This is a genomic window from Bryocella elongata (assembly GCF_900108185.1).
GTDB classification, from domain to species: Bacteria; Acidobacteriota; Terriglobia; order Terriglobales; family Acidobacteriaceae; genus Granulicella; species Granulicella elongata.
In genome coordinates, this window is record NZ_FNVA01000001.1 from 1,315,706 (window position 1) to 1,333,672 (window position 17,967).

Here is a 17,967-nt window from a genome sequence, read left to right on the forward strand (position 1 = left end):
GGAGCGGGTTTGGCCCAAGTTACCCTCCTGCCCGCATAGCGGAATCCGCGAAGCAGCCCCCTTGCAGCGCAACGTGCGATTGACAGTGCATCGCGCCGTACCTAGGTTGGCTGCCATTCCCGCGGAAGGTATCGAGACGGTTTGCTCCACACGAACTCTCCTCTCACCGCAAGGGACAGGAAGCGAAACGAGGAATGGCGATGACACGCAGACTTTGGATTTGGCTGCTGGTGGCGGCAGCGACGCTGTTAGGTCCGGCGGCTTACGCGCAGAACACCACCGGAACGATCACCGGACGAGCCACAGACCCCACCGGTGCTGTCGTGCCCAACGCGAAGGTGGCCATCACCAACACCGGCACCGGAGCGACTCGCACGGTGACGACCGACGGCAGCGGCGACTACACCGCCACGCTGCTGCTGCCCGGCACCTACACGGTCTCCATCTCGGCGTCGGGCTTCAAGACCGATGAGAGAAAGGGTGTGGGACTCGAGATCGACCAGACCGTGCGCGTGAACGCAGCGCTGCAGCTGGGCGAAATGAGCGAGAAGGTCGAGGTAGACGCGACCGCCCTCACCCTCGATACAGACACTTCCTCCATCGGCCAGGTCATCGAGCGGAAGCAGATCAACGACCTTCCGCTCAACGGCCGCAACTTCGTCAACCTGCTCTTCCTCGAACCCGGCGCGGTCACCACCGGCGGCGAGCAGTCCACCTATCGCTATGGCGTGGGCGATGCCATCAGCATTGGAGGCGGCGTCAGCGCGTCCAACAGCTTCACCCTCGATGGCACCACGATCACCGACACCGCGTATGACACGCCTGCGTTTGCCATCTCACTGGATGCCGTCCAGGAGTTCAAGATGCAGGAGAAGAACTACTCCGCGGAGTATGGCTTCGGTTCCAACCAGGTGAACTTCTCCACGCGCGCCGGCACCAACAGCCTGCACGGTTCAGTCTTCGAGTTCATCCGCAACACCGCAGTCGATGCGCGGGACTGGTTCAACGTGAAGCCACAGCCGGTCGCTCCGCTGAAGCAGAACCAGTTCGGCTACTCGCTGGGCGGCCCCATCCGCATCCCACACATCTACAACGGCAAGGACCGGACCTTCTTCTTCGCCAACTACGAGGGTCTCCGCATCCGAACGCAACAGACAATCACCGGCAACATGCCGCAGCCTGCAGAGCTCACGGGCGTCTTCCAGACCTCAACCTTCACGAGCAACGCCACGGCGACCATCGTCGATCCGCTGACGGGGCTTCCCTTCCCGACCAATAGCAATGGCGCCTATGTGATCCCGCAGAGCCGCATCTCCCGGCTCGGACAGCTCGCAGCCAGCAAGCTCTTCGCGACACCGAATGTCACTGGCAACGCCGCGTACAACTACATCACCAACTCGCCTTCGACGGTGAACGAAGATCAGCAGACCTATCGCATCGACCAGGTCCTGGGCAGCAAGGACTCGATGTTCGTGCGCGGTACCTATGCGAGCGTCTTCGTCGTGCAGCCCGCCATCACCAAGTACACCTCGCAGCAGCAGAACCAGCAGACGCGGAACTACCAGATCACCGAGACCCACATCTTCACGCCGAACTTCGTGAACCAGGCGCGCATCGGCTATCTCGAAGCGCAGGTTCTGCGGCTGGGCTACGTCGTCGATCCGACAGATGCAAGCTCGCTGGGCCTCGTGAACAACTTCAAGATGGTCGACGCGGACTATCCGGTCATCTCACTCGGTATTGGTCTCTCGCAGACAGCCGCGGGCAGCGCGACGCAAACGCTCAGCACCGTTGGCGGACCTGCGAACCTGCCCACCGGCAGCCTGCAGCCGGCATGGGACCTCTCCGACTCCGTGAGCTACACCCATGGCAAGCACACGTTGTCCTTTGGTTTCACCTATCGCGACGTGGTGCTGGATCGCCAAAGCACGGTGAACCCGCTGGGCAACTACAGCTTCAGCGGCATCCTCTCGCACAACGAGATTGCCGACCTGCTGCTGGGCAATCCTGCATCGACGACCATCGCCCAGCCCGGCCCCATCTCCAACGTGTTGACGGGCAACTCCGTGCACCTTCACTTCAAGATGATGGCGCCCTACATCGCAGACGACTGGAAGGTGAGCGACAAGCTGACGCTCAACCTTGGCATGCGCTATGACTTTCAGACGATTCCGTATGAGGAGCAGAACCACCTCGCGTGGTTCAATCCCAGCGGCGCGGGCGGGCTCTACATGGCCAACCAGTCCGTGGTGACGAACTACGGAGGAACGCTCTACACCTACAACGGCATGCGTGGCCCGGGACCCGCGCAGAAGAATGTGCTCGCGCCACGGATCGGCTTTGCGTTCCGCCCCTTCACGAATCGCGGGCTGGTGGTGCGCGGTGGCTACGGCATCTACTACGACCAGTTCGAGACCAACGAGTTCGTCTCTTCGACCGCGGTCTATCCCTTCGCGCCGACGTACTCCTATGTGTCCACGCCCGGAGGAACCATCTACGAGACGGACACCATGTTCCCCGCGACGTCCCTCGCTGGTGTAACGACAGCGACCTTCGCGAACTCGCTGCTGCAGATCGCAGCACCCAAAAAGCTCAATCCCTACGCGCAGCAGTTCTCCTTCGGCGTGGAGCAGCAGCTGGGCCCGAAGATGGTGGCCTCGGTGGAGTACGTCGGCGACACCGGTACGCACCTGAACATCCGCACGAACGCCAACCAGCCAACCCAGTGCCTGCTGGCCAATGGCTGCGATCCTACGCTCGCGGCGAACCAGTCCGTGGCCGGTCGTCTCCCGCGCCGCAGCTACAAGAACTTTGGCCAGATGATCATTGAGGACTGGAGCGGCTTCTCCAACTACAACGCGATGAACGTGAAGGTGCAGCGCCGCTCGCACGACCTCACCGGAACGATCGCCTATACCTGGTCGAAGATGCTCGACATCAAGTCAGCCGCCGCGGCGGTGACGGGCGATGCTGGTGGCCCCTACGGCTTTCAGAACTTCTTCTGCCGTCAGTGTGACTACGCCCGCTCGGACTATGACGTAGGCAATCGCATCGCGGCGAACTTCGTCTACAACCTTCCCTTCGGCCAGGGCGAGCACTTCGGCGGCACGGTGGGGCATGGAATGAACCTGCTGATCGGGGGCTGGCAGCTCAACGCGATCGGCTCGGTGCAGGGCGGTTTTCCGTTCTCGATGAGTGCGACGGATGCCTGCAACGGTTGCAACGAGGCCAACGGAGAGCGCGCCAACCTCGTCGGCAATCCCTTTCCCGCGGGCTTCGTCAAGAACGTCAACCACTGGTTCAGCCAGACGGCCTTCGCGGAGCCGGCTGCAGGGTTCTTCGGCAACAGCAGCCGCAACGTGATTCGCGGGCCCGGCATCCAGTCGCTGGACATGAGCGCCTTCAAGACGCTGCACTTCGAGCACCTCGAAGTTTCGCTGCGGTTCGAATCCTTCAACGTCCTCAACCACCCGCAGTTCTCCGATCCCAACTCCTCGGTGACCGTCATGCAGGGCGGCACCATCCCCAGCAACTACACCCTGGGCACGATCACCTCGACCAACGGCAAGGTCCCGCACCGCGAGAACCAGGGCGGGGTGAGGATCACGTTCTAGTAGCAGACAGTAGAGGGTAGAGATTGCTTTTGGGCTCGAATGCAAGAAGGCCACCCCATCAAGGGCGGCCTTCTTGTTGCACAGTCCTTCGAACTGTCCACTGTCTAACCTCTACTGTCTTCCTTTAGAAGTTGAAGGCCAATCCTGCCTGGATCGCTCGGGGCACCTGTGCCAGGAAGAGCGTCTTGCCATCGGGCGCCAGTACCGGCTGATAGCCCTGCTCGAGCAGGTTGGTCGCTTCCACAACTGCGTCCAGCCCCGAGGGAAGGAAGCGCCCAGCCCAAAGCCGCTGCCGCACAAAGAGCGTCAGATAGGCCTCATTCGGCGACGCGTTGTAGGCGTTGACCGCGGTGAGATTGTTCAGGTTCTGCCAGCGGTATTCTGCCTTGAGCGCCGTTCCCGTATGAGCGATATTGCCGCGGAGCGAAGCGCGCACTGCCGGCTGCGTCTTCGTCACCAGGCTGGCGGGAAGGCTGGCCAGCTCAGGTGTACCTGCAGCAGAGCCGCCCTGACGCACCAGCGCGGTCCCAAGGTCGTACTCGAAGTACGCCGAAAGCGTGTGCGTGATGGGCTCCATGTAGGTCACGCTGACGCCCTTGGCCTGGTAGGCCGGCCCTGCGAAGCGGAAGGTGCCCGTGGTCGGGTCGGCGATCATTGGCAGCGACTCGATCGCTGAGCGGTCGATCGCACCACCACCTGTGAGCGTGGCCGCGTTGAATCGGTCTGCGTACGCCGCGAAGGTGACGACGCGCTTGTCGCCGAGTTTGCGGCTGACAGCGATCTCATTGTGGCCAGCGTCAGGATCGATAGGACGGCCCTGGGCATCGGACAGAACCGCTACCGCGGGCTTCAGGCGGTCCAGATCCTCGGAGCTCTCGAGCTCCCGGCTGCGGGCATAGCGATACTCCAGCAGTACGTTATCGCTGGCATGCAGCGTCGCATGCAGGAACGGCCGGGTCATCACCCGGGTGCGCTCCAGGCGTTCGGCCTCCATCAGCGTGCCTGCGTCGATCTCGATCAGGTCGCCCAGCTCAATCTGCTGGGTGCTCGCCAGCTCCAGCACCTCAAAGCCCGCGTTGCCCGCGTCCATCAGCTCCGGGTGCGACTGCATGATGGAGACCAGACGGGTACTGCCTCCAAGGACAGACCGGCGCTCGTAACCCGCACTCACAGCTACAGAACCGCCGGAGGGATACGGGCTGACGGGATCCCCGACATCGGCGCGGAACATCGCACTGTCATTGTTTTCGATGGTGCGATTGAGCACCACGACCTGGTGCGTCCCGCCCTCCCCGAAGACCCCGGAACCGGAGAGCACCATCACGCGACCTTGGTCGATGGACTTGTGTGCCGACTCTCCGCTGGAGGAGATCGACTGACCATTATCGGGGTCGGACGAATCGGCCAGACGCAGCAACGGGCGGCTCGCCGTGGACTTCAGCGTCCACTTCCAGTCATCGGCGGGCTCGTCCGGCAGGCGTCTCTGGGCAGGAAGCCAGTTCTCCACCTCGAACAAAGTGCTCATCGTGAGGTTGACGATGGCTTGAGCCCCGGCGGCCAGGCGAACGTTCGGCTTGGTCGTCGGGGAGAAGAAGGCGGCAGTGGCGCGCACCTGATAACGCCCAGGCAGCACCGACGGCATGATGTAACGGCCGTGGTCGTCGGTAAACGCAGAGGCAATCGTGGACGAGGTAGCGCTCATGAGCACCACGAGGGCACCCATCTGCGGCGTGCCATGGGAGTCGCGAACGACACCCGACACGGCAGCGTCAGGCGACGCAGCCCGCGAGGCCGCAGCACCGTACAGCGAGATCAGTAGCACAAGACCTGGTACAGCTCGTCTCACCGCGCTTGGATCCTCCCGCGCGCCTTGTGGCTCATCGGCTTTCGCTTCCCCGGCTCCAGGAGAAGCGTCGTGCGGTTGAACTCTGAAGTGGCTGCGCTCTGCGTGTCCTCGCGGCCTGCTTCCATTGTTATCCAAAATTTACCACCCCGAAGGGGCCGCTGGCGACCACTCCGGGCTACTCAACCCATGTTGCGAATGGCCCGGGGCACGCCGCCCCGGGCCATCGTGTCTTACTGTTCGACGATGAACGGAGCGCTTTGGCTAATCACCTGGTTCGTTACACCGTCGTTGACCTTGATGACGACCTGATACCGGCCCGGCGTGAGGCTGCCCAGCGGCATCGTCTTTTCCAGTGTGACCTGGTCCGCGTTGGGGTTCATCTTTGCGGCGGTCTCCGATGCCTGGAGAACCTGCTTGTTCGTCGCCAGATCCAGCACCTGGTAGTCGATCGTCGCATTGTTACGACGGTTGTCGCCGATACCGAGGTTATAGACCTGCATCCAGAAGTTCAGGTTCTGCGCACGGTGGAAGGTGACCGGCGTCGTGATCGTGGTCGGAACCCGTGGAACCACCTTCGTGTTGCCGATGACGAAGTTGCCGGTGCCTACGTCCTTCGACGGCACACGCTCCATGGAGGTAGCCAGGATCAGCGATGAGGTCGCCAGCTGGTCATCGTCATACTTCGGAACATCGAGGCTGCGCTTCCAGGCGCCGAGGTGGTCCGGGTTGTTGACGTCCTTCACCGCAATCTCAACCTTGTAGCGGCCGGGCGACAGCGGAAGAGCCTTCCAGTACACGTGTGAGCCGCCCTTACTCTTGGCCAGCAAATCGTCCGGCGTCTCGAAGGACACCGTGTCCTCAAAGGTCTGCACGATGTGCCCCGTGATGGTCGAGACACGGCCGAGAATGTTCACGGTGCCAGTCGATACGGTGTCCTTGCTCTTGTAGGTCACGTCGCCGTTGCTGATCTGCAGCGTGATAGGCACAAGGACCGTGTCGTTGGTCAGCTTCACGTAGTCCGTGCGCACGTCGAAGACAAACGGCGGTCCGTTGAGGATCTTCGACGAGCTCAGAAACTCGTCCAGGTCGGCAAACTTGACCGGCGGCGGAGCGAAGAGCTTCGCAAAGCGATCGAGACGGTCGAACTGCTTGGACTGCTGCATCGAGGCCATCGGACCGTTGCCCAGTTGCTCCATACCGCCCTGGAAACGATCGGACTGCTTGGCCATGCCCATCTGCTCATAGAGCGTCTGGCCGGCGCCTGGGGTGTGCTTCAGGGCGTCCTTCTCGGAACGATCGATGGTGGCGTGATAGTCGCCGCACATGCAGGTATCGACGAATTCGATATCCACGTTGTCGCCCACGCCGGCGAGGTAGCGGTAGTGCCACACCTCAAACGGGAAGGTCGAGGTATTGCCACCGCCTTCTTCAATGGGGCGCTCGTAGTTACCGCCCGAGGGATGCGAGTCGATCGAGTCGGGCTTGCCGTAAGCGATATAGATGTGGCCGCGATCCGTGAGCCAGCCGGGCTTGCCAGCGGCAAAGTGCTCGTTGGAATAAGCGATCCGAGCATAGTGCTCGTCCTTGAACTCGTTCTCCGGGGAGTCGGGATTCGGATTGCGGCGGAGCCAGAACTGCTCGATGAACTGATCGCGCTCTTCATCGTTGGAGAGGCTCTTGAAGGAGCGAACCTCTTCGTCCGTGATGATCCAGCGCACGTCCTCGTCAAGCCACTTCTTGTACTCGCCCCTGATCTCGACCTTGGCGGCCTTGCGGCGATTTGCCTCGTCGTGATCCGACATGCGACGCTTCAGCGGGTCGGGCTTTTCCTCGACCGGCGGCGTTTGGACGACCTTGCCGTCGTCGTGAATGGTCTGCGGCTGCGCAGCTGGGGTGCTCGAGCCGGAGGACGTGCTCGTGCTTTGGGCTACGATCCCCACACTTACGCACAGCAACGCCAGAAATGTTGCACTGGGGGGGAGAATCCGCTTCTTCATTTGGGCCTGCTCCTGCATCGAATCGACCCTCTCATTCTAGTGCTCGCGCGATGCCGACACAAGGACTGGGGTTGCTATCATTACGACGCATCCCGTTTTCTTTTTGTAAGCGGGCTGTGACCAAATTTCGCAGCGAACGTCAGGCACGCCGGGAACCTGTCTCCCTCAGCCTGCGTATGTTGTGCCATCAGGGTATCGGCGCGTGGGAATTCCGGAGCGGCCGGAACCTCCGAGGCTGCCCCGGAAAGTTCTCAAAGCGTCCATGAGCGGAAAAAAGATCGCCTTGATCGTCGTTGTCCTCCTTGTACTGGGAGGTCTTCTGGCGGGAACCATCATCTACAACCGGTCCGCTGTACAAGCCGTCACCACGGCGAAAGCGACCCATCAGGATCTCGTAGCGACGGTGAGCGGCACCGGGCAGATCAAGCCGAAGACCTACGTTAACGTGGGCGCGACCTCGTTCGGTCGCATTACGCACCTCTACGTGAAGGAAGGCGACCACGTGAAGAAGGGCGATGTACTCGCCACCGTGGAAAACGTGCAGCCGGAGGCGACTGTCTCCGCCCAGAAAGCCGCCATCGCTGCGTCGCAGACCGATATTGCCAGCTACCAGGCCGCCGAGAAGACGGCCGAGGCCAACGTCGTTCAAGGCAAAGCTGACCTCGAACAGAAGACGCTGGACTACAACCGTGCCCAGCAGCTCTTCAACGACCGCCTCATCGCCAAGCAGGACTTCGACGCCAAGAAGGCCGCCTACGACATGTCCGTAGCCACGCTGGCCCAGCGCCAGGCATCGGTGGCGCAGGCCAGGGCACAGACGGACTCGGCTCGCGGCCACATGAACCAGGCGGTCGCAACCCAGCGAGCGAACTACGACACGCTCGACAAGACCATAAGCCGCGCTCCGTTTGACGGTCTTGTCACCAACGTTCCCGTCCGCGAGGGCGAGACGGTCGTCGTCGGCATTCAGAACGCTGAAGGCTCGACCCTGATGACCCTTGCCGACATGAGCGTGATCACCGCCGAGGTCAAAGTCGACGAGAGCGACATCGTCAACGTAGCGCTCGATCAGAGCGTGGATGTCACGATCGATGCGTTCCCGGGCAAGAGCTTTCACGGTCGCGTGACCGAAGTTGGTGACCAGGCGCTGTTGCGCACCACCGGCGTCGCCACATCGCAGTCGACCACCGGCACCGAAGAGGCAAAGGACTTCAAGGTCGTCGTCACGCTGGACGTCAACACCTCGGACAACCTGCGCCCGGGCCTTTCGTGCACGGCAAAGATCACCACCTCGCGCAAGCCGAACGTGCTGACGATTCCGATCCAGGCACTGGTGGAACGCGACCCCGCCGCCGAGGTAGCGTACTTCAAGGATCACGGGAAGATCTCGTCCTCGGCCAGCTCCACGGACAACAAGAAGTCTGAGGCTCAACAGGGAGTCTTCGTGCTCGTGAAGGACTCGGGTCGCACGCGCGTGAAGTTCGTCGCTGTGAATACTGGCATTGTTGGCGCGACAGACACGGAAGTGCTCAGTGGCCTCAAGGACGGGGATGAGATCGTCACCGGCCGGTATCAGGTACTTCGAGTCCTGCGCAGCGGAACGGCGGTCAAGCGGGACACCGCACCAACGACTGTGACTCCTGACAGCAGCTCTTCGAGCGACTAAACCCAACTCGTCTTACCAACCGTGGTGGCCGCAAGCCGGCCACCACAGCATCACAAGATCTTGGGCCCGCAATCGGGCCACAGCTAGAAGAATTGGAAGGATGACCGATGGCCGACACGATGGTTGAACCGCCGACAATCGACGCCCCGGGCGTCAACGCAGGCGGCCCCCACCCCGGAGACGTGATCGTCACCGACAACCTGTGGAAGACGTACGAGATGGGCGACCAGCTGGTGCATGCTCTTCGTGGCGTGGACATCCGCATCCGCCACAATGAGTATGTCGCCATCATGGGTCCATCGGGCTCGGGCAAGTCGACGCTGATGAACCTCATCGGCTGCCTCGATTCTCCCAGCAAGGGCCGCTACTGGCTCAACGGCCACGACGTCTCCCAGCTTAACGACGACGAGCTGGCCCGCATCCGCAACAAGGAGATCGGCTTCGTCTTCCAGACCTTCAACCTGCTGGCCCGCGCCACCGCGCTGCACAACGTGGAGCTGCCGCTGATCTACAACGGCACCCCGGCCGCCGCCCGCATCGAGCGCGCCAAGAGCGTGCTGGAGAGCGTGAACCTGGGCGCGCGCATGCATCACAAGCCCAACGAGCTCTCTGGCGGTCAGCGCCAGCGCGTGGCCATCGCCCGCGCGCTGGTGAACAATCCCTCGATCATCCTCGCCGACGAACCCACCGGCAACCTCGACTCCAAGACCTCGGTCGAGATCATGGCCCTCTTCGACGACCTGCACGCCAAGGGCAACACCATCGTGCTCGTCACGCACGAGCCCGACATCGCCGACTTCGCGCACCGCGTGATCTCGATCCGCGACGGTTCCGTGGAGTCCGACGGCCCCAGCCGCCGCATCACCGGTGGCGGCACCGGCGGCGCCAAGACCTCGCACTAATCTCAGGGCGAGTGCTCACCGGATGCCCCGGGTCCGGACCATTCCGGACCCGGGTTTCGTTTGCGGCATGTCGATCGCCAGCCCCGATCGCTCGGCATGCGCTATGCTCTTCGCAGCGGAGGCGCGATGGCCACCACCCCGGTTCTCATCACCGTTCAAGAGTATCTGCGGACCGTCTACAGGCCCGACCGCGACTATGTCGACGGCGAGGTCCTGGAGAGAAACATGGGCGAAATTCCCCACGCGCGTTTGCAGACCTTTTTCATTCGTTTCTTTGCACAGTTTGAAACCGAGTACTCCGGAGAGGCGCTCCCCGAACAGCGCCTCCAGATCAACTCCTCGCGCTTCCGCATCCCTGACGTGATGCTCCGTCGTCTGAATCCCGACGAGCCTCTCATCGTCCAGACCGCGCCCCTGCTCTGCGTCGAGATCCTCTCCAGCGAAGACCGCTGGCGCAAGGTCGAGGAACGGATCCTCGACTATGCCTCCGTCGGCGTCCGCACCTCGTGGGTCATCGACCCCTGGCGTCGCCTCGCGTACATCGCCGGAGGCACCGGCGAGCTTCGTGAAGAGCGCACCACGCTTATGGTTCCGGACACCCGCATCGCCATCGCCGTCGACGAGGTCTTCGCCGAACTCGATCGTCTCGAAGCCCTGACGCCCAAGCCCTCGCTGGACTGAGCGCCACAGCCCAACGAACCTACTTCGTCCCCGCCTGCGCTGGAGCGCTCCCCAAGTAAGGCTCCAGCCAAGCCGTCCATCGCCGCCACACATCTCGCGCTCGAATCGGGTCCGTCGGCGAGTGCCCGACCACCGGGTAGATGACGTACTTCACCATGACTCCGTTGTCCTTCAGCGCATGGTAGAACTTGTACACCTGTGGCGTCGGCACACGGTAGTCGCCAACATCGTTCAGTATCAGCGTCGGAGCCTTCACCTTCGCCGCGTATGTAATCGGCGACTCCGCGAGGTACAGCTTCATCCCATCGCCCACGAACGGCGACGGCCCAAAGATGTCCGACTCCCCAAACATGATGTCGCTCAGCGCATACTCATCGACGAGGTCCGTCACCGGCGCTCCCGCGATCGCTGCGGCCCACATATCCGGATAGTTCCCTATCAGCCATGACGTGAGATACCCACCCTCACTCCAGCCCGTGGTCGCGATCTTCTTCTCGTCCACGATTCCTTTGGCTTCGAGCATCTTCACACCCGCGACGATGTCTCTTCCGGGCCCCGATCCCGCCCCAGCCTTGCCCATCCCCGCCAACTCAAACGTGCTGCCATCGCTCGTGCTGCCGCGATAGTTCGGCTCCAGCACCAGCCATCCCTTCGCCGCGAGAATCTGCGACGACGGCGTGAAGCTCTGCACCGAAGCCGAGTTTGGCCCGCCATGGATGTACAGCACCAGCGGATACTTCTTCCCTGCCACATAGCCCACCGGGTAGGTCAGCACGCCGTTCACATCGAACTGGTCCGACTTCCAGCGCACCGTCTCCTGCTTTGCCAGCGTCATGCCTTCGGTCACCGTCTGCAGGTGCGTCATCTGCATCGGGGCTTCGCTGCCCTTGGCCACGTAGTACAGCTCCGCCGGATGATCGGGCGTCGTCGCAACGAACGCGATCGAGCCATCCTCGCCCGCGTTCATCCCACCCCCGGGAGTCAGCGCTCCCAGGTCGATCCTCATCGACTTGCCTTCCACCGGCTGCACCAGCAGTGCCGGCCGTGTGCGGAAGGTCGCTGCGATCAGCATGGAACCATCCGGCATCCACTCGGCGCCGTTGATCGAGTGGTCCATCACATGCGCGATATCCGTGACCGTGCCGCCGGCCAGCGGCATCACGTAGACGGTCGTGCCACTGCCGCGCTTGCCATCCCGCGGTCCCATAAAGGCCACCAGCTTTCCATCCGGCGACACCATCGCGTCGTCCTCCGGAAACGACCCCGAGGCCAGCGGCTTGATCTCGCCGCTCGCGACATCGACCTTCTGCAGCCGGCCGAGCGAACCATCTCCTGTGAGCGGGCTCTCCGCGCGGGTGAAGAGCAGCGACTTTCCGTCCAGCGTCCAGGAGAGCTTCGGCGCTCCGCCCGGGAGGTGATTCGGCAGCGACCACGTCCCGCTGGTCAGCCGCTTGGCATCGCCCGTCAGTCCGATCGTCCAGATGTGCACCGGCATCATGCGCGACTTCTGCTGGAAGTCGTTATTGCCGACCTCAAAGGCATCGTCGAACTTCGCCTCACCCTTCTTCTCCGGAGCCTCATCGGGAGAGGCAAAGGCAAAGCCCTGCCCATCCGGCCGCCACGCATAGGAGGAGATCGAGGTCTTCACATGAGTGAGCTGCGCGGCCTCGCCGCCACTCATGGGCAGGATAAAGATCTGCCCCTTCTTGTCACCGTCCTGCGCCGTGAAGGCAAGACGATCTCCGGTTGGCGACCAACGCGGCGAGCCCACGCCCTGGCGATCATGCGTCAGCGCCATCACCTTCTTCGACGCCACATCGACGAGGTCGATCTCGCTCTCCCAGCGATCCTCCTTGAGGTCCGCGCGCGAAGTCACAAAGGCAATGGACTTACCATCAGGCGAGATCTGCGGATCGCTCACGCGGACGAGCCGTGGAAGGTCGTCCGCAGTGAAGAGCTTCTGCTGACCATAGGTGATGCTGGACGTAAGGACGAACAAAGACACGACCGCGGCGGCGGAAGTCAAGCGCATGACATCTCTCCGGAAACTGATACTGGGCAATGGCTCCCCTGGACAGGGGCTGAAACGGGCCCGAACTTCGTTGCACGACTGGGTATGCGCGAATGCTAGCACAGCCCTGCGGGGCGGCCAGTCAGCTACTCTGGCGGCCTTCCCTGGCAACGTGTTCGTTGGACTTTCATCCCATGACTTCATCCACAACGTCATGGACCGATATCCGGCGTCTAAACTTGAAGCATGGGGTTTGGCGGGCGGAAGTTCCTGACGAAATTGGCCGTAGCGATCGTGGGCCTGGGGCTCGCGATCTCGTGTGCCGCGCAGTCGCAGGGACGCTTTGACCTGGTCGGTCCCAAGATCGACGTCCGCGTGTCGCGCGGAGCGCAGACGCTGCCCATCGCCGCAGTCCCCAACCTCCAGCCGGGCGATCGGATCTGGCTCCATCCCGATTTTCCTCCCACGCAGTCGGTAAAGTACCTGCTGATCTGCGTCTTCCTCCGCGGCACCACCAATCCCCCACCGGATACCTGGTTCACCCGCATCGAGACCTGGGACAAGCACGTTCGCCAGGAAGGCGTCATGGTCACCGTCCCTGAGGACGCGCAACAGGTCGTCCTCTTCATGGCGCCTGAGACCGGCGGCGACTTCTCGACCCTTAAGTCCGCCGTGCAGGGCCGTCCGGGAGCCTTCGTCCGCGCCTCCCAGGATCTGACCGAGGCCGGCTTCGAGCAGGCCCGCATCGAGAAGTACATGGCGTCGATCCGGCTGGTACCGCCATCCGACCCCATGGATCTGCAGAAGCACTCAGATCTACTGGCCCGGACGCTGGCCCTGAAGCCCAATGAATCCTGTTTCAAGCAGCCCGTGGACATGCAGTTTACCTGTCTCACGCAGACCGGCTCGCAGATCGTGCTGGATGACGGCCATGGGCAGACGGTGATCAATGCGCTTTCCAATGGCGCCGGATCGGATCTCATCAACCAGGCGAGCTATACGCAAGCGGCTGGTGGCGGGCTCTACTCGGCCTATGTCGGCGCAATTGTGGACATGGTCCGCATCCTGAGCAACCTGCATACCGCGCAATACCAGTACATCCCTGCCATCGCCTTCCCTCAGGAAGCTTCGATGAACCTGCGGCTGAACACCCCGCCCTCGTTCCATAACCCCAAGTCGGTTCTCATCATCGCGCTCCCATCCGTGCAGAAGGCTCAGGCGCCTCCGCTGCGCACTGCCGACGCGAGACACGTGGCCTGCCTGCTGGCCCCTACGGTTGTATTGCCCATCGAAGGCGCGCCCCTGGTCTTCTCCACTGCCTTTGGGCACGACATCGTGCTGCACCTGAACACACCACCCGGAGCGCCCGCCGAACCCGACATTCGCCTCCTGCCCGACGCTTACCAGGGAGGCCTCGTCCTCCAGCTAGGAGCGCAGCATCATGTTCCCTTGCGCGACCAGCGGCCCCTGACCGAGGCCGAGAAGGCTGCCGCAACCGCCAGCGTTGTTCCCGGGGCGGCTCCGGTCCCACCACAGCCGAAGCCGATCCCGCCGCCAATCCACCTAACCGGCACCATCCAAGGCCGCTGGGGCTTCGACAGCTTCACGGGGCCGACGGTCGAACTGCAGCAGCTTCCCGGAACAGGTTGGGCGCTGACGACCCCGCCCTCCGACCCTCTTTCGCCCGACGCTCCACGCGCCGACGACCTGATCGCCGGGCACGCGGCAGAGCTGATGCTCACATCGACCGGTTCAGCCTGCGTTCACGCCGTGACCGCCCAGCCTGCGGGCTCCACGGCGGAGATGGCGCTGACCTTCCAGCTCGAGCCGCATCTCGACCAGCCGAATCTGCTCGCAGTGAAGCTGCCCAGCGGGCGAGCGATGCTTCCCGGCGATCTCCATCTTGAGATCCAGCAATACGGCCAGCCGCGCACCGACAGCGTGGCAGCCAGGGCCTTCGCCGAACCCGCTCACATCGCAGGGGTGCAGCTCTACGCCGGCGATCGCAGCATCACGGTGGCTGGCGCGCGGCTTGAGCAGGTGGAGAAGGTCCGCGTGGGCGACCTGATCTTTGCGCCCGTGCCCGTCGATCCGGGTGCAACTGCCGCCCCCCTCTCTGGGACTCTTCGTCTGACTCTGCCCGACAACGCTCCCCGTCCGCCAACCCACGCCAGCGATCACCTCATGGCCCGCATCCAGCTGCGCGACGGTCGTGAGCTGTCTTCCCCGATCGTCGTGGCTGCTCCCCGTCCCAGCGTGACGCTTCTGAGCAAGACGGCCGAGGCGGGCCCGGAGCCAACCATCAAGCTCGGCAATCCGGACGACCTTCCGCTCTCCTCGATGCTGACCTTCACCCTGAAGAGCACAACAGCCTTCCCTCGCAACGGCCAGGTGGAGGTGGAGACGACCGACGGCACTCTCCGCACGGTACTCACGCTCGCACCCGCCGGTGGCCTTCTTCTGCAGGATCCGCATACCGTGGTGGCTTCGCTCGACCCGCTGCGATCGTTCGGGCCGAGCGCCTTCGGTGCACTGCGTGTCCGGGAGGTCTTCCCGGTTGCCCCGGGCTCCAGCCCCTCGGAAAAGCCCACCGCTGCCGAAGCCGGTCACCCGGAAGCCGCCCCCTCGCTCGCGAGTGCGGGCACGGGCGAGGCTGTGTCTCCCGCGAGCGACTGGCAACAGCTTGTCACCCTCGTAAGGCTCCCTGCGCTGGGGCAGTTGCAGTGCGCAATCGATGTGACCCAGCCCTGCACGCTCAGCGGCACCAACCTGTTCCTCGTCTCCGCGATCTCGACAGACCCCGCATTAGCAAACCCTGTGAGCGTGCCCGACGGATACACCGCCAACACGTTGACCGTGCCGCACCCGGCTTCCTCCGGAACGCTCTTCCTGCGCCTGCGCGACGATCCCACCGCCGTCGACTCCGCGTTGCTGCCGCTGGCGCTCCCCTCTCCGCCACCGCCCCGGGGACGCAGCGCGGCGCACGCCGCGGTGCAACATGCAGGTACCGGCACCGAGCATCCCAACTGAGCCCAGGGCATCCGGCGCCAAAGAGAAGCGCCCCGCCAGATCTCTCTTGCGGGGCGCTTTCTTCTGCAAACGAAAGCTCAGGCTGCGTGAACGTCTTCGCGGCTGTTGGCATCGAGCGAGTGATACACAGGAGCCGGCAGCGGCCGAAGCCAACCAGAGGCGAGCCAGGAGGCAGGAACAGTGAACTCTGCGTGCCCGCAATTGAGGCAGACCGTGATCTTGGGGCTGGGGTTCATGGGCGGCGCGCTGATCGTGCGCGATCCATTGAGGTAGAGACGCGCATCGGCTGGGAAGCTCGACAGCGCCTGTGAGTCACACTTCACACAGGTCATGGGAGTACCGGTCTCTCTTACTTGGAGCTGATCGCACATTCTTCCCGAGGAAAATTGGGGCCCATTTCGGTTTTGTTGCACCCACCAGGAAGGCGATAACTTGTGGTTACCAGATTTCCACAGGCCTGGTCAAGGAAATGCGTTCCTTTTGAGGCAACCTTTTTCTTATTTCGCAACCCCAGACGCGACAACGCCCTGCCGAAGCAGGGCGTTGTGTGAGCTGAATTCGGCGTTGGCCGATCCTGTTATTCCGGCGGAATGGGCGGAAGTCCCTGCTGCACCCGGCTGTGATGGCGGCTGTAGAAGAAGTAGATCAGCATGCCAACAGCGAGCCACACGATCAGCCGGATCCACGTGATGCCCGGCAGGAAAGCCATCATCGCCAGCGCAACCAGAATGCCGAGGATCGGTGTCACCGGCATCCACGGTGCGCGGAACGGACGCTCCAGGTTCGGGCTGCGCTTGCGCAGCAGCCACACTCCCGCGCACACGATGATGAACGCCAGCAGCGTGCCGATCGAGCACATCTCGCCCAGGCTCTGCAGCGGCAGCAGCGAGGAGAACGTCGCCACCACTAGCCCGACCGTGATCGACGAGACATACGGCGTGCGGAACTTCGGGTGCACCTTGGAGAACATCTCCGGCAGCAGGCCGTCGCGCGACATCGAGAAGAACACGCGGCTCTGGCCGAGGAGCATCACGATCATCGTGCTGGTAAGGCCGCCAAGCGCGCCGATCTTCACCATCAGCGAGCCCCACTTGAAGCCCGTCGCTTCCATGCCGACCGCGAGCGAGTCCGGCACGCCGAGGTACTTGTAGTTCACCAGGCCCGTGAGCACGATGCCCACAAGGATGTACAGAACGGTGCAGATGGCCAGCGAACCCAGGATGCCCAGCGGCATGTCCTTCTTCGGATTCTTTGCCTCCTGCGCGGCCGTCGAGACCGCGTCGAACCCGATGTACGCGAAGAAGATCACGCCCGCGCCACGCATCACGCCGGTCCAGCCGAACTTGCCCAGGGTGCCCTCGTTGGGCGGCACAAACGGGTGCCAGTTGGCCCACAGCTCGTGATGATGCATCAGGGTGAAGGTGCCGACGCCGAGGAAGACCAGCAGAACAGCAACCTTGACCACCACGATGAAGCTGTTGAAGTTCGCCGACTCCTTGATTCCGATCACCAGGATCGCCGTCGCGAACATGATGCCGAGGAAGGCGACCAGGTTGAACACGCCGTGCTGCATCGGCAGCGTGCTGGGATCGATGTTCAGCTCCTTCAGCTTGTCGGCGAAGTGCGCGTTCAGCAGCTCCCAATGCCCGTGGTAGTAGACGAACTTCGAGCCCGGCTCACCGGCTAATGCAGGCGGAAGCCGGAGCCCCATGTCCTGCCCCAGCGAAAGCACATAGCCCGACCAGCCGGAGCACACTGTCGCCGCTCCGAAGGCATACTCCAACACCAGATCCCAGCCGATGATCCAGGCGAAGATCTCGCCCAGCGTCGCATAGCCATACGTATAGGCCGAACCCGCAACGGGAATCATCGCCGCAAACTCGGCGTAGCAGAGGCCGGAGAAGACGCAGGCTACCGCAGCGACGATGAACGTGTACACCACGCCCGGGCCGGCGTATCCGCTGGCCACCACCCCGGTGAGCACAAAGATGCCCGTACCGATGATGGCGCCAATGCCGAGAGTGATGAGATTCCCCGCTCCCAGCGAACGACTGAGCGTGTGTTCGCCGGTCTCGGATGCCTCGCCCAGAATGGTGGACAAGGCTTTGGTCGCCATTAGATTCGCCATGCGTGTCTTGTGTCTCCTAATCGGTTGATGCTGATGCCTTTGGACTTCGGGGCCAAAGGGACGTACTCGACCGGGGTCAAGCCTCCGGTCCT

10 protein-coding genes are annotated in these 17,967 nt (G+C 62.9%); 5 read left to right on the forward strand and 5 right to left on the reverse strand.

All coding sequences use genetic code 11. The features are described from left to right. The first annotated feature begins 200 nt into the window (after nucleotides 1-200). Nucleotides 201-3,614, forward strand: a complete 3,414-nt coding sequence (locus C4S68_RS05255) for a TonB-dependent receptor (RefSeq protein ID WP_160114999.1) — start codon at nucleotides 201-203, stop codon at nucleotides 3,612-3,614. Between the two features lie 124 nt (nucleotides 3,615-3,738). Here C4S68_RS05255 and C4S68_RS05260 read toward each other — a convergent pair whose 3' ends face one another. Together C4S68_RS05260 and C4S68_RS05265 are read right to left on the reverse strand one after the other, a co-directional pair. Next, nucleotides 3,739-5,460: a carboxypeptidase-like regulatory domain-containing protein gene (locus C4S68_RS05260; RefSeq protein ID WP_146072021.1), complete on the reverse strand. Its 1,722-nt coding sequence runs from the start codon at nucleotides 5,458-5,460 to the stop codon at nucleotides 3,739-3,741. A 230-nt stretch (nucleotides 5,461-5,690) separates the two neighbouring features. After that, complete coding sequence (locus tag C4S68_RS05265; protein ID WP_103932208.1) at nucleotides 5,691-7,457, reverse strand: GWxTD domain-containing protein; 1,767 nt, start codon at nucleotides 7,455-7,457, stop codon at nucleotides 5,691-5,693. Between the two features lie 262 nt (nucleotides 7,458-7,719). On the opposite strand from C4S68_RS05265, the gene C4S68_RS05270 reads away from it, so the two are divergent. The 3 genes from C4S68_RS05270 (at nucleotide 7,720) to C4S68_RS05280 (ending at nucleotide 10,706) form a co-directional block, all read left to right on the forward strand. Then, entirely contained in the window at nucleotides 7,720-9,123 is a 1,404-nt protein-coding gene (locus tag C4S68_RS05270) for an efflux RND transporter periplasmic adaptor subunit (RefSeq protein ID WP_103931892.1), read from the forward strand. A 119-nt stretch (nucleotides 9,124-9,242) separates the two neighbouring features. Beyond that, nucleotides 9,243-10,025 carry an ABC transporter ATP-binding protein gene (locus C4S68_RS05275; RefSeq protein ID WP_103932209.1) on the forward strand — a complete coding sequence of 261 codons (783 nt, stop codon included), beginning with the start codon at nucleotides 9,243-9,245 and terminating at the stop codon, nucleotides 10,023-10,025. Nucleotides 10,026-10,151: 126 nt separating this feature from the next. Next, nucleotides 10,152-10,706, forward strand: a complete 555-nt coding sequence (locus C4S68_RS05280) for a Uma2 family endonuclease (RefSeq protein ID WP_160115000.1) — start codon at nucleotides 10,152-10,154, stop codon at nucleotides 10,704-10,706. A 19-nt stretch (nucleotides 10,707-10,725) separates the two neighbouring features. Here C4S68_RS05280 and C4S68_RS05285 read toward each other — a convergent pair whose 3' ends face one another. Beyond that, the gene (locus C4S68_RS05285) at nucleotides 10,726-12,738 is read right to left on the reverse strand and encodes a S9 family peptidase (protein ID WP_160115001.1); all 2,013 of its coding nucleotides are present in this window, start codon (nucleotides 12,736-12,738) and stop codon (nucleotides 10,726-10,728) included. A gap of 258 nt (nucleotides 12,739-12,996) precedes the next feature. On the opposite strand from C4S68_RS05285, the gene C4S68_RS05290 reads away from it, so the two are divergent. Continuing rightward, on the forward strand, nucleotides 12,997-15,747 hold the full coding sequence (locus C4S68_RS05290) for a hypothetical protein (protein WP_160115002.1): 2,751 nt from the start codon (nucleotides 12,997-12,999) through the stop codon (nucleotides 15,745-15,747). Nucleotides 15,748-15,824: 77 nt separating this feature from the next. Here C4S68_RS05290 and C4S68_RS05295 read toward each other — a convergent pair whose 3' ends face one another. Continuing rightward, nucleotides 15,825-16,079, reverse strand: coding sequence for a hypothetical protein (locus C4S68_RS05295; protein WP_103931896.1), 255 nt, complete (start codon nucleotides 16,077-16,079; stop codon nucleotides 15,825-15,827). A gap of 245 nt (nucleotides 16,080-16,324) precedes the next feature. Then, the gene (locus tag C4S68_RS05300) at nucleotides 16,325-17,875 is read right to left on the reverse strand and encodes an amino acid permease (protein WP_103931897.1); all 1,551 of its coding nucleotides are present in this window, start codon (nucleotides 17,873-17,875) and stop codon (nucleotides 16,325-16,327) included. Between the last annotated feature and the right edge of the window lie 92 nt (nucleotides 17,876-17,967).

Coding starts and splice junctions, on each gene's coding strand:
- C4S68_RS05255 (WP_160114999.1), top strand. CDS start 201: ATGACACGCAGACTTTGGATTTGGCTGCTGGTGGCGGCAGCGACGCTG.
- C4S68_RS05265 (WP_103932208.1), bottom strand. CDS start 7,457: ATGAAGAAGCGGATTCTCCCCCCCAGTGCAACATTTCTGGCGTTGCTG.
- C4S68_RS05270 (WP_103931892.1), top strand. CDS start 7,720: ATGAGCGGAAAAAAGATCGCCTTGATCGTCGTTGTCCTCCTTGTACTG.
- C4S68_RS05275 (WP_103932209.1), top strand. CDS start 9,243: ATGGTTGAACCGCCGACAATCGACGCCCCGGGCGTCAACGCAGGCGGC.
- C4S68_RS05280 (WP_160115000.1), top strand. CDS start 10,152: ATGGCCACCACCCCGGTTCTCATCACCGTTCAAGAGTATCTGCGGACC.
- C4S68_RS05285 (WP_160115001.1), bottom strand. CDS start 12,738: ATGCGCTTGACTTCCGCCGCCGCGGTCGTGTCTTTGTTCGTCCTTACG.
- C4S68_RS05295 (WP_103931896.1), bottom strand. CDS start 16,079: ATGACCTGTGTGAAGTGTGACTCACAGGCGCTGTCGAGCTTCCCAGCC.
- C4S68_RS05300 (WP_103931897.1), bottom strand. CDS start 17,875: ATGGCGAATCTAATGGCGACCAAAGCCTTGTCCACCATTCTGGGCGAG.